The organism is Streptomyces sp. PA03-6a (assembly GCF_033792765.1).
Lineage (GTDB): Bacteria > Actinomycetota > Actinomycetes > Streptomycetales > Streptomycetaceae > Actinacidiphila.
Genome location: NZ_JARAVK010000006.1, coordinates 55,218 through 67,333 on the forward strand (window position 1 = coordinate 55,218; position 12,116 = coordinate 67,333).

Annotated in this window: 12 protein-coding genes; 2 read left to right on the top strand and 10 right to left on the bottom strand. The window is 72.4% G+C overall.

What is annotated here, in order from left to right; all coding sequences use genetic code 11:
• Positions 1-15: 15 nt before the first annotated feature.
• The 3 genes from PV350_RS02795 to PV350_RS02805 form a co-directional block, all read right to left on the bottom strand.
• Entirely contained in the window at positions 16-852 is an 837-nt protein-coding gene (locus PV350_RS02795; protein WP_499509682.1) for a Rieske (2Fe-2S) protein, read from the bottom strand.
• Positions 853-981: 129 nt separating this feature from the next.
• On the bottom strand, positions 982-2,139 hold the full coding sequence (locus PV350_RS02800; RefSeq protein ID WP_500332715.1) for a PP2C family protein-serine/threonine phosphatase: 1,158 nt from the start codon (positions 2,137-2,139) through the stop codon (positions 982-984).
• A gap of 81 nt (positions 2,140-2,220) precedes the next feature.
• Positions 2,221-3,948 carry a PP2C family protein-serine/threonine phosphatase gene (locus PV350_RS02805; protein WP_499509684.1) on the bottom strand — a complete coding sequence of 576 codons (1,728 nt, stop codon included), beginning with the start codon at positions 3,946-3,948 and terminating at the stop codon, positions 2,221-2,223.
• Between the two features lie 215 nt (positions 3,949-4,163).
• On the opposite strand from PV350_RS02805, the gene PV350_RS02810 reads away from it, so the two are divergent.
• Complete coding sequence (locus tag PV350_RS02810) at positions 4,164-4,820, top strand: HemK2/MTQ2 family protein methyltransferase (RefSeq protein WP_500332716.1); 657 nt, start codon at positions 4,164-4,166, stop codon at positions 4,818-4,820.
• A complete protein-coding gene (locus PV350_RS02815; RefSeq protein WP_499509686.1) occupies positions 4,801-5,025 on the top strand; it encodes a CDGSH iron-sulfur domain-containing protein in 225 nt (74 codons plus the stop codon). Before PV350_RS02810 ends, PV350_RS02815 begins: the two co-directional genes overlap by 20 nt.
• 491 nt (positions 5,026-5,516) lie before the next feature.
• Here PV350_RS02815 and PV350_RS02820 read toward each other — a convergent pair whose 3' ends face one another.
• From PV350_RS02820 to PV350_RS02850, 7 genes are all read right to left on the bottom strand, one after another.
• Positions 5,517-6,707: a zinc-dependent alcohol dehydrogenase gene (locus PV350_RS02820; protein WP_499509687.1), complete on the bottom strand. Its 1,191-nt coding sequence runs from the start codon at positions 6,705-6,707 to the stop codon at positions 5,517-5,519.
• A 267-nt stretch (positions 6,708-6,974) separates the two neighbouring features.
• Positions 6,975-7,814, bottom strand: coding sequence for a helix-turn-helix transcriptional regulator (locus PV350_RS02825; RefSeq protein ID WP_499509688.1), 840 nt, complete (start codon positions 7,812-7,814; stop codon positions 6,975-6,977).
• A gap of 123 nt (positions 7,815-7,937) precedes the next feature.
• Positions 7,938-8,693: an SDR family NAD(P)-dependent oxidoreductase gene (locus PV350_RS02830; RefSeq protein ID WP_500332743.1), complete on the bottom strand. Its 756-nt coding sequence runs from the start codon at positions 8,691-8,693 to the stop codon at positions 7,938-7,940.
• Positions 8,694-8,859: 166 nt separating this feature from the next.
• The gene (locus PV350_RS02835) at positions 8,860-9,891 is read right to left on the bottom strand and encodes an ABC-2 membrane transporter-related protein (protein ID WP_500332718.1); all 1,032 of its coding nucleotides are present in this window, start codon (positions 9,889-9,891) and stop codon (positions 8,860-8,862) included.
• The gene (locus PV350_RS02840; RefSeq protein WP_499509690.1) at positions 9,888-10,802 is read right to left on the bottom strand and encodes an ABC transporter ATP-binding protein; all 915 of its coding nucleotides are present in this window, start codon (positions 10,800-10,802) and stop codon (positions 9,888-9,890) included. The genes PV350_RS02835 and PV350_RS02840 overlap by 4 nt, the downstream gene beginning before the upstream one ends.
• Before the next feature lie 37 nt (positions 10,803-10,839).
• Positions 10,840-11,106, bottom strand: a complete 267-nt coding sequence (locus PV350_RS02845) for a hypothetical protein (RefSeq protein WP_500332719.1) — start codon at positions 11,104-11,106, stop codon at positions 10,840-10,842.
• 303 nt (positions 11,107-11,409) lie between these two features.
• A complete protein-coding gene (locus PV350_RS02850; RefSeq protein ID WP_500332720.1) occupies positions 11,410-12,054 on the bottom strand; it encodes a hemerythrin domain-containing protein in 645 nt (214 codons plus the stop codon).
• Between the last annotated feature and the right edge of the window lie 62 nt (positions 12,055-12,116).

Sequence of the window (12,116 nt, forward strand, 5' to 3'; positions counted from 1 at the left end):
GTGGCCCAGGGTGGCTCAGGACCGCGCGAGCCGGACCTCGACCTGCCCGTCGGCGGCTATCCGGCACTCGAAGCGGGGCTGCGGCGCGGTCGCCGGCCCCTGGACGTTCGCACCGTCCGACAGGCGGAACTGGCTGCCGTGCCAGGGACATTCGAGGCAGCCCTCGATGACCTTGCCCTCGTGCAGGGGGCCGTCCATGTGGTTGCAGCGGTCGGCCAGGGCGTGGAACCGCCCGTCGTCCGCGCGGACCACGACCACCGCCGCCTCGTCGGCCATCCGCCGCACCGGCTCGCCGAACGGGAAGTCCTGCGGCACGCCGACGCGATGCCAGCCCGGCTCCACCAGCACCGGCACCGCCTCAGCGTGGTTCACGCCGGCGCCCTGCCGGTAGGCGAGGTGACCGCCGAGCACCCCGCCCACCGTGGCCACGGTCATGCCGCCGAAGCCGAGGGCCCGGCCGAGGATCGGGCGGCCCTTGATCCGGGCCGCCAGTGAGCACGCGTACGCGGTGACGGCGACGGCGTTGGCGGTCGCGTGGAACAGACCCACCCGGGCCTGCCGGGGACGCTGCTCCGCCCAGTCCACCCATCCGGCCAAGGCCGCCGGCACCGCGGAGACCAGGCCCAGCGCCACCAGACGGCGGGCGGCGCGGCTCTCGCCGGGGAGGAGGTCGAGCACCCCGGCGGAGGTCCAGGCGCCGATCGGCACCTGGACGAGTACCGGGTGCACGGGGTGGCCGAGCCACAGGCCGCGCAGCGCGTCACGCCCCCGGCCCAGGGGCAGGGCTCGCACGGCCTTACGGACGACGGCGGCAAGCCCGTCGAGCCACTCCTGCCCTTCGAGGGTGTCCATCGCCGCAGGAAGGGCGGCGTTCGGGGACCCTTGCTTTTCACTCGTAAGCCTCATAAGCCTCATGTGGAGCGGCTTTCCTCCTCGCTCCACGACAAACCCGGCATCCGGCCGTGCGGCAACCGTGGCCTTCTACGCACGCCAGTCCAGGCACACGATCGAGGCGTCGTCCTCCAGGTGGCCGTGGCAGGCGACGGACACGGCGGACGTCATCGTCTGGACCACTTCGCGGGGGTGCTCGGCGGCGGAGTCGCGGAGCATGACGGCCAGGTCCACGCCGCGGGCCCGGCGCTCCTGCATGCCGTCGGTGTAGAGCACGAGCCGGTCCCCGGCGCGCACGTCGAGGTCTTGAACCCGGTGGGGAGCCGGGGAAGGGACGCCGAAGGGAAGGTCGACGGAGAGGCGCAGTTCCTCGACCGTTCCGTCGCGCAGGCGCAGGGGCCATGGGTGCCCCGCGTTGACCAATTGACAGCCGGTTCCGTCCAGGGCGACACGGACCAGCTGCCCGGTGGCCAGCCCGTGACTGCCGTGCTCCAGGATCGCCTCGTGCATCTGGCGGGCCTGCTCCGCCAGGTCGCACCCGGCACGGCGGGCGCGTCGGGAGGCGTTCACCAGGATGGTGGCCAGCATCGCCGACCTGATGTCGTGACCCATCGCGTCGGTGATCGACAGGTGCAGCGTGTCGTAGTCCAGGGTGAAGTCGTAGGTGTCACCGCCGATGGAATCCGCGGGCACCAGTGCCCCGGCGACGGTGAACTCGTTCACCGTGCAGCAGGAAGCCGTGGGCAGCAACTGCCGCTGGACCTCGGCTGCCAAGGTCATCGGCGTCGTGCGCTTGCCCCAGTGGTAGACGTCGGTGAACCGGCGATCGGTCACGACGATGTAGGCCAGCGCGAGCGCTGCCTCGGCAACCTGCCCCAGCACGTCGTCGGTGGCGTCCGGCAGGATCAGCTCCAGCACCCCGATCGTGTCGCCCCGGTTGGTGACGGGCGCGATCACCCGCTCGCCCGTCCCGTCGCCGGGTACCCGCGTCACCTGCTGGCTGCGCAGTACGTCGTGGTAGACGCTGCCGTGCAACGGAATCTGATCGGCGCTCTTGACCTGCTGCGAGTCCGCATCCTCGCTGACCCGCACCATCTTCTGGCCGATGATGTCGGGGAGCAGCAACGACACCGAGCGGGCCCCGAACCGCTCCCGCAGGTTGCGCGCCACCACGTCCAGCGAGTTCACCGGCGAGGCTGCCTCCGCCGCCGTGAGTACGTCGTCGAGCCCGAGCTGGTCATGCGCCACGGCGACCTCCCTTGCTCCCTGCACTTCTTCCCGCCCTGGCCGCTTCACTCACAGGACCCTCCGACGGCGGCCGGCCCGGTCCTACGGGGCGGCGGGTGTGCGCAGGGCGAGGAAGGCGACGTCGTCGTCGTTGTCCTGGGGGCGGACCTGGCTCAGCAGCGAGTCGCTGAACGAGTCCAGGGGGCGCCGGGCCAGGGAAGCGGCGTGCTGGCGGAGACGGTCGAGGCCGACGTCGATGGAGTGCCTGGTCGACTCGACCAGCCCGTCGGTGTACAGCACGAGGGTGGCCTGCGGGGGCAGGGTGACGACGGCGTCCTGGCGCGGCTTGTCGGCGCCCGTGCCGAGCAGGATGCCGTGGCCCTCGGTGAGGAAGCTGGTCTGCCCGTCGTGGGTCACCAGGAGCGGCGGCGGATGGCCGGCATTGGTCCACTCCAGTCGCCACAGCCCGTCATCGGTGCTGGAGAGCCGCGCGAAGATCATCGTCGCCATGGGCACTTCGGCGGTGTGCATGACGGCCTGGTCGAGGCGCGTGACGACGGCGCTGGGTGACTCGGGATCCGACCATGCGAAGGCGCGCAGCATGTTCCGGACCTGCGCCATGCCGCCGGCGGCGTCGAGATCGTGTCCGACGACGTCGCCTATGGCCAGTGCGGTGGCACCGTCGACGAGCGGGAACGCGTCGTACCAGTCACCGCCGACCTGCGAGGCCTGCGGGGCCGGGACGTACCTGGCGGTCATCTGCAGGCCGGGGATCGTGGGCATCTGGGGCAGCAGGTGACGCTGCATGGTCTCGGAGACCTTGCGCTGCCGCTGGTAGAGGCGGGCGTTGTCCAGCGCCAGCCCCGCCCGGCGGGTCACGTCCTCCAGCAGCGGCAGGTCGCCGGCGGTGAAGCCGTCCGGGCGTTCCGAGCGGCCCAGCGTGAGCGCCCCGAGCACGTCCCGCAGCCCACGGATCGGGGCGATGGCCGCGGAGTGCATGCCCGTCCGCTCGAAGAGCCGGTGCTGCTCGACCGCGATCCCGGAGTCCGGAGGGCCGTGGTAGGTCGAGGCGGTGGCGATGGTCGACGCGGCGCCGCGCAATGCGCGGGACAGCGGCATCGGGGATTCCTGCGGCACCGGCGGCATGGGCCCTTGCAGGTCCGCGCGCTCGATCAGGAGGCCGTCCTTGTGCTGGACCACCAGGGCGCGCCGCACCTCCTCGTTCTCGGTGAGGAGGTCGACGACCGCCCAGTCCGCCAGCAACGGCACGGTGAGGGCGGCCAGGCGGTGCAGCGCCTCGTTCACGTCGAGTGTCGAGGTGAGCTGGGTGGTGGTCTCCGCGAGGAGGGCGAGACGGTCGAGCTCCGTCAGCGGCGTCGAGAGCCCCGCTGCCGGCCCCTGGGGATGTGCTGCCTCCGGCCGCTGGTAGAGCATGACCAGGGCCCCCGGCCTTCCGGGCCCCAGGGCGTACGGCGTCAGGAACCAGGACAGCCCGAGCAGGCTGCCGTCCCCGCGGGCGAACCACCCGACGTCGCCGTGCCGGGTGCGTTCCGTGAGCAGGGCGTCACGCATCTCGCAACGGGAGCGCGGCAGGGTGCGGCCATGGCTGTCGCGGTGCAGCAGGTCATGGGCGTCCTGATCGAGGAGATCCGCGGTGGACCGTTGGAGGAGGGTCGCTGCGGCGTCGTTGGCCGCGATGATCAGCCCCGCGCCGTCCACCACGTAGGCGGGCGCCATCACGCCTCCCAGGAGGCCGTCGGCCGCGGCGAAGCGCAGTGCCCGCGATCCCTCCAGGAAGCGCGATCCGGTCTCCGGTACGACGGCGTCCATGCTCCCCTGTCCTCCGGTGCAACCCAGCTGTCTCGGCTTACCCGCGCACCAGGATCCCATACGGTCGGCTCACGCTCTCGCCGACGAAAAGGCGCGACGACAGCGCCCGGCACGATGGCGCAGAACCTGGAGGAGGCCGCCCACACGGAGCGGCCGGTCCCGTACCTTGCCCTCAGATCCATGATAGTTCCGGGGCCGCGGGGTAGTCGTGCCCTATGTGGCTTTTGTCCCCACCAGGGGTGTACCGCCCCCAGGACGACACGCTCCTCCTCGAAGAGGCGCTGAAGCGGGAGCCTCTCGCCGACGGCACCGAAGTCCTCGATCTGGGAACGGGCAGCGGAGCGCTGGCCCTGACCGCCGCCGAGCGCGGCGCTGCGCAGGTGACCGCCGTGGACGTATCCCTGGGCGCGGTGTGCACCACGTGGCTCAACGCCCGCCTCAACGGACTGCGCGTCAAGGTCCTGCGCGGCGACCTCACCGCACCGGTGAAGGGCCACCGCTTCGACCTCATCACAGCCAATCCGCCGTACGTTCCGTCGCCGCAGGCGGGCCTGCCGACCCGCGGTCGCGCCCTGGCGTGGGATGCGGGGTCCGACGGCCGGGCGCTGCTGGACCGGATCTGCTCCGACGCGCCGCCGCTGCTCGCCCCGGGAGGAGTCCTGCTCCTGGTCCACTCGGCTCTCTGCTGTGTCGAGCGCACCCTGGGCCGGCTAGGTCACGCCGGACTGCGGGCCGCGGTCACCGAGCGCCGGTACATCCCCTTCGGTCCTGTGCTGCGCGACCGGTCGGCATGGCCGGAAGCGCGGGGATTGATAGTTCCGGGGGAAGAGAAGGAAGAGCTGGTGGTGATCCGTGCCGAACGTGAACGGTGAACCGGAGCCGACGCGCGTGACGATCACCCGCGACGGCCCGATCCTGTTCGAGGGCCCCGTCGAGGTGATCCTGGACGACGGCCGTGTCGTGCGTTCCGACCGCTTCGTCGTGGCTGTCTGCGCCTGCCGCCGCAGCCGCACGTACCCGTGGTGCGACACCAGCCATCGCCGGCGCGCCCGTCCTGCCCCGGCTCCCGCGGATTAGGTGGCCGGAACGGCGGTTGCCCGGCTCGCGGCGGTGAGGACGGCATGCGGGCCTTCGATGACTGCCCGGTGTCGCCCCGGCGCCACTTTTGTGGCGTCTTTCAGCGTCGGAAGCCGGACCTCAGCGGCGATGGTCAGCCACGATCCGCGCCTCGGAATCGGTGCTCGGGGGACCCACGGTGAGCAGACCGCGGGCGCACAGCTCCCGCACGACTTGCAGCAGCACATCACTCTGGTCCAAGCCACGTGCCCAAGCCGCTTCCGGGGCGGGCAGAGCTTCAACGGAGGGTACGTCCCGGGGCCGCGGGACGCAGGGAGCCTGTCGATCGGATTCCTCAGCGCACTACCGCGGTATCGGCACGGCGGCATCCGCCTTGATGGGACAACCGGGTGAACTCAGCCGCCCGCCAGGCCGCCGCGGCATGGCAGACGGACCCCTCCCGACGTGGGGAGGCTTGGGATGCTCGGTGGGTTCCCCGGCGGGATCGCCCCTCACGGGTGCATGAGGACCTTGATGGCACCGTCGGCCTTCTTCTGGAACATGTCGTAGGCCTGGGGGGCCTCCTCCAGCGAGACGTGGTGTGTGGCGAAGCCGTCGACGCCGAGCGGGTCCTCGTCGGTCAGGAGCGGGAGGATCTCGTCGCTCCAGCGCCGCACGTTCGCCTGGCCCATGCGCAACTGGATCTGCTTGTCGAACAGGGTCAGCATCGGCAGCGGGTCGGTCATGCCGCCGTAGACGCCGCTCACCGAGATCGTGCCGCCGCGGCGGACCAGTTCGATGGCCAGGTGCAGAGCCCCGAGGCGGTCGACGCCCGCGGTCTGCATGAGCTTGGCCGCCCAGGCGCGTGGAAGCAGGCCGGCGGACTGCTGGACCAGCTTCCCGAGGGTGCTGCCGTGGGCCTCGGTACCCACCGCGTCGATCACGGCGTCCGGGCCGCGGCCGTCGGTGGCGTTCCGGACGGCCTTCACGAGATCGTCCCGGTGCTCGTACTCGTCGAGGCTGAAGACCTGGGCGCCGTCACGGCGCGCCCTGGTCAGCCGTTCCGGTACGTGGTCGACCCCGATGACCTTGCCCGCGCCCAGGTGGCGGGCGACGCGGCAGCACATGTCGCCGATCGGCCCCAGGCCCAGGACGACCACGCTGCCGCCCTGGGGGACGTCGGCGTACTTCACCGCCTGCCAGGCCGTGGGCAGGACGTCCGAGAGGTAGACGTACCGGTCGTCGGGCGGCCCGTCCGGAACCTTGATCGGGCCGAACTGCGCCTGCGGCACCCGCAGGTACTCCGCTTGAGCCCCGGGGACGCGCCCGTAGAGCTTGGTGTAGCCGAAGAGCTCCGCCCCGCAGCCGTACTCGGTGACCTGGGTCGTCTCGCACTGCGTCGGCAGCCCCTCGCGGCACATGTAGCAGGTGCCGCAGGCGATCTGGAACGGCACCACCACCCGGTCACCCGGAGAGATGTTGTCCACCTCGGAGCCGGTCTCCTCGACGATGCCCATGGGTTCGTGCCCCAGGATGTCGCCGGGCGTCATGAGCGGGGCGAGGACCTCGTACAGGTGCAGGTCCGATCCGCACAGGCCGGTGGACGTCACGCGCACCACCGCGTCGGTCGGCTCTTCGATCCGGGGGTCGGGCACGGTCTCGACCCGTACGTCGTGTTTGCCGTGCCACACGGTCGCCCGCATGATCGATCACTTCCTCGCGGTTGTCCTTCACGGCAGGACCATCGGGTACCCGAGGACACGCCGGTGAACCGCCGGTGCGTGCCGTCATCCGGCCGATCCGCGCACGGAGGCGTTGGAGACCGTACGTTCCGGATACGCATGACCGGGGCACCTAGGCGGTTCACCGACGAGCAGAAGCGGACGACGCTACCGCCGCCGCCCTCGTGGCCAGGGCGCCACGGCCACGGCGAACCGTGAGCCCGCCCGCCGCGGCCGGGCAGCCGCGGCTCAGGTGCCGGGCGCGCGGTCGCCGAGCACCGGGAGCAGTTGCAGCTTCTCGTGGGTCTCCGAGCCCGGGGTGGCGGTGTAGACGAGCAGGGACTGGGCCTGGTCGGCGTCGTACAGCACCTGGCAGTTCAGTTCGAGCAGCCCCAGCTCCGGGTGGAGCAGCCGCTTCACCTCGCCGCACCGCACGCCGATCTCGTGTGCCTGCCACAGGTCGCGGAACTCCGGGCTCTGCGCGAGCAAGGCCTCGACGATGGCCCCGGCCCGCGAGTCCGCGCCGAGCCGGGAGTAGACCGCGCGCAGGTCGGCGACGAAGCGGCGGCTCAGCCCGGGCCGGTCGCCCTCGTGGTAGGCATGCCTGGCGGCGGGGTCGGTGAACCAGCGGTAGACGAAGCTGCGGGCCGGTCCGGTGAAGCGTGTCTCGTCCCCGAGCAGCGCGACCGACAGGCGCGTCTGCAGCAGGGTCTCCCCCAGCGCGGTGATCACCTGGGCCGGGGTGTCCGCGAGCCGGTCCAGGATGCGCATCATGCCCGGGCTGACGTGGTCGCCGCGCAGTGCCCGGCCGGGGGTGTTGTGCCCGGCCAGCCGGAACAGGTGGTCGCGTTCGTCCAGGGACAGCCGCAGCCCCCGGGCGATGGCCGCGAGCATCGGCTCGGACGGCTGCGGGCCGCGCTGCTGCTCCAGCCGGGCGTAGTAGTCCGTGGACATGCCGCACAGCACGGCGGCCTCCTCCCTGCGCAGGCCGCGGGTGCGGCGGCGCGGCCCGCGCGGCAGGCCCACGTCCTCCGGCTGGAGCGCCTCCCGCCGGGTGTGCAGGAAGTCGGCCAGTTGTGCTCGGTCCATGGTGTTTCCTCGTCGCGACTGCCGCGGCCGGGTGCGCCCCGGCCGCTCGGTCCGAAGGGTACGCCCGGCCGCGGGCAGGCGGCCGGGCGAATGGGTGGGCGTACGGGCGGGCGTACCGGCGGGCTACAGGAGCGTGCCGCCGGAGGCCTCGACGCGCTGGCCGGTGATCCAGCCGGTGCCCGGTGCCAGCAGGGCGGCCACCACCGGCCCGATGTCCTCCGGCTCCCCGACGCGGCCGAGCGCCGCCCGCTCGGCCATCGCCGTGCGCAGCCCCTCGTCGTCACGGATCATCCCGCCGCCGAAGTCGGTCGCGACCGGACCCGGCGCGACCGCGTTGACGCTGATGCGCCGCGGGCCCAGCTCCTTGGCCAGGTACCGGGTGTAGGTCTCGACGGCCGACTTGACCGCCGCGTACACCGACCAGCCCTCGCCCACGAACCGTGTCAGTCCGGTGGAGGTGTTGACGATCCGCCCGCCGTCCGCGAGGAGCGGCAGCAGCTCCTGGGTCAGGAAGAACACGCCCTTGAAGTGCACGTCGACCATCAGGTCGAAGGTCTCGGCACTGGTGGCGCCCAGCGGGCTCACCGCCCCCACGCCCGCGTTGTTGACCAGGAAGTCGAACGACTCGCGCCCCCACGTGCTGCGCAGGGTGTCGCCCAGCGTCCGCGTGAAGGCCGGGAAGTCCGCGAACGCGGTGGTGTCCAGCCGCAGCGCGGCCGCCCGGCGCCCCATGGCGGTCAGTGCCTCCACCACCTCCTCGGCTTCCTTCTCGCTGCTCCGGTAGGTGAGGACGACGTCCGTCCCCGCGGCGCCCAGGGCGAGGGCCGTGGCCCGGCCCAGTCCCCGGTTGCCGCCGGTGATCACCGCGATCGTGTTCACGCTCATGTTCAGCTCTCCTGCATCCTCGGTCCGCGGTCGGGGCCCTGGCCGGGCCCCGAACCGCTCACCACCAGGTTCGGCGGGGGCGCCGCACGGATGAAGGCATCACCGATCCAGGGAGCGCCGATCCCCCTTTGGCGGGGTCGCCCCGGGAGCGCGGATCCGGTCAGGCCGGGTTCCGGCGGATCCACCACACGGACAGGGCGATCAACGCGACGCCCAGTGCCAGGCACAGGCCCGTGGCCGTCCATTGCAGCGGCCAGAAGTCCGACGCGGGGTGGTACTCCGCCCAGCGGCCGGTGACGCCGCGGGAGGCGAGGCACTGCTTCACGTTCCCGGCGGCGTAGCAGTCCCAGGCCTCGGGCACGCGCCGCCCGTCCTTGGACAGCGGGCCGTCCGCCAGCAGCCATGCGGTCCTGGGGGCCGGCGGTTCCGAGGTGTGCTGCGCGTACGCGGTGCTGACCGGCCAGATGCCGGGCCGGACCGCCTCCAGCAGGGCGAACAGCCCGGCGCCGGTGACGAGGGTCGCGCCCATGGCCGGCACGGTACGGCGCAGGACGAGGCCGAGGGTCGTCCCGAGGAGGTAGAGCAGGACGCTGAGGCCGACGACGACCGGCCCGACCCCGTAGAACGGGTACCACATGTGCCAGTCGAACAGGGGGCCCATGGCCTTGGCGACGGGGTGCCACCACCAGGTCATGGCGGCGGCGATGACGCCGCTGACGACCGCGGTCATGGCGAGCGGCACACCCAGCTTCGCCGCGAACCAGCGCATGCGGGTCACGGACTGGGTGGCCACCGTGCGGTACGTGCCCGATTCCAGCTCCTGCGCGAGCTGCGGCCCGCCGAGGAACAGCCCGAACAGGAACGGCAGCAGCAGCATCGCCTGGAGTGGCCGCCGCATCGGGAACTGGTACCGCTGCCCGAACGTGTTGAGGCGGCCGAGGCAGGAGTCGGAGTACTCGTGGCCGTGGCAGGCGTCGAGGTGCTGCGCGGCGACGGCCGCGGCTACGTGCTGGTGCTGTACGACGGCGTAGACGGCGATCGCTGCCGCGGCCGCCAGTCCGATCCAGAAGGCGGTGCGGTTCTGCCGCCAGATCAGCCAGGTCAGCCCGTGCAGTCGCGGTCGGCGGCGGACGGCGGTGCGCGTGCCCATGGGTGTGCCGATGGGCGTGCCGGTGCGGGTGCCGATGCTCATGCCGCCACCACCTCGCGGCCGGTGCCGACCTGCGCGCTCGGGGTGAACAGCGCGGGTGCGTCGGGCGTCCTGAGGTACCCGAGGACGAGTTCCTCCAGGGTGGGGGCGCGGTGGTCGGCGTCGGGGGGCGGTGCGTCGGGGGTCCGCACCAGCGAGGTGAACGCTCCCTCGCTGCCGGTGGTCGCGATGACCTGGTGGCCGTCCAGGTCCTCCCGCCGGCGCGTGGTGAGCTGCCGGTGCCCGGCGAGGAGGAGTTCCACCTCGCCGGCCAGCCGGACGGTGCCGTTGTTGACGAGCACGAGGTAGTCGCAGGCGCTCTCCAGCTCGGAGACCAGGTGCGAGGACATCACGACGGTCGAACCGTGCCGCCGGGCCTCGGCCTGGAGGATGTCGGTCATCTGGTGCCGGACCAGGGGGTCCAGGTCGGCCATCGGCTCGTCCAGGAGCATCAGTCGGGGGCGCTTGCCCAGGGCGAGGGCGAAGGCGACGCGGGTGGCCTGTCCGCCGGAGAGGGTGCCGACCCGGGCGTTCAGGGGGACCCCGCCGGCGTCGATGACGGACTCGGCGGTCTCCTGGTGCCAGGTGGGGTTCAGCTCCTGGCCCATGCGCAGGACCTCGCTGACGCGGAACCGCGGGTAGAGGGCCTTCTGCTGGCTGAGGAACGCGGTGCTCTGGCGGGCCCGCGCGCTGCCGGGACGGTGCCCGGACAGCGTGATCGTGCCGGTGGACGGCGTGATCAGGTCGGCGGCCAGGGACAGCAGGGTCGTCTTGCCCGCGCCGTTGGGGCCGACGAGCGCGCAGACGCGCCCCGCGGGCAGGCGGAAGGAGGTGTCGCGCAGCGCCCACCCGCGGCGGTAGCGCCTGCCCAGCCCGATGGTCTCGATGGCGGGGACGTTGGGGGAATCGGTCATGACGTGGTGGTCCGTGTGGTCTTCCTGTGCGTCCTGGTCATTCACCGGCCGGAGGGGCGGCCGGGGCCGCGGCGTACCGGCGTCGCCAGAACAGGGCCAGCAGCGCGGCGCCCACGGCGAAGAGGGCCAGGTGGGGCAGTCCGGGGACGGGCAGAGCGGCGCCCCACAGCGTCAGATGGGCGAGCAGTCGCCCGGCCAGCGGCACACCGCTCAGCAGGAGGAGCGCCGCACCGAGCAGGCCGGCGGCGAGCAGTGCGGGTCGCTGGGCCGGGAGGACGGTGTCCGTACGCGAAGTTCGGTTCATGGAAACGACGTTATGGCGCGGGCCGGCGCCGGACTTCGGCAGAAAGTCTGCGTTCCACGGGTGACGAAAGTCGCGACCGGCGGCGGCACCCATACCTTCGTCTATTGCTTCGCGCCGCCCGGGCCCGGCGGGTCGCCCCCGGGCGGTTCGCCGGTGTCCGTGCGCCCCGAAGTGTCCCGGGCCGCTCCGGGGCGCACCCTGGAGATGCGGCCCCGCTCCCGCTTGCCGAATCCGCCCTCGGGGCGGGGCCGCCCGGCGTCCGTCCGCAGGCCTGACCTGGGCACCCCGCCCCTCGTGCGCAGGTCAGGCCTCGCCGCCGCGCAGGCTCCGGAGGTCGTCCGCCGCCTGCTGGCGCAGCAGGGGCACGAGCGGCCGCACCGGCTCCGGGAGGGCGGCGAGCATGAGTGCGACCTCCTCGGCGGACCCCACCTCGTCCAGGAATCCGATCATGAGGTGTCCGGCCACGGGCGGCGTGGTGGCGATCACCCGCTGCGAGAAGTCCGCCCAGTACTCGGGGGTGATGTGCTCCCGCAGCGCCGGGAAGAGGACGGGCTCTTCGTGGGCCAGGTGGCTGTGCACCGTGTCGCGCACGGCGACGGCCGCCTCGCGGAGCGCGGCCCGGGCTCCGTCGCCCTCCCCGTCGCCCAGCTCGACGGCGGCGAGCCGGTCGAGGCCCTCCTCCAGGCGCTCGTGTTCCGCGCTCAGCTCCTTGAGCGCGTCCGCGGCCGCCGGTGCCGTCGTCAGGATCCGCGGCCACAGGTCCTCGTCCTCGGTCTCGTGGTGGTGGCGGAGGTTCACCACGAGGAAGTCACGCAGCTGGGCCAGCGTGCCCAGGGGTGCGGAAGGCCGAACGGCCGCTTCCGCCAGCAGTGTCGTGGCCACGCGGTGGACCTCGTGGGCGAGCCGGGTCTCGACTACGGCCATGGGCTCTTGGGAGGAGTGGTTCATGGAGCGGAACATATTCATTAGAAACAGTTATTGTCAATATAGTCACTTACGGTGGAGGGGTA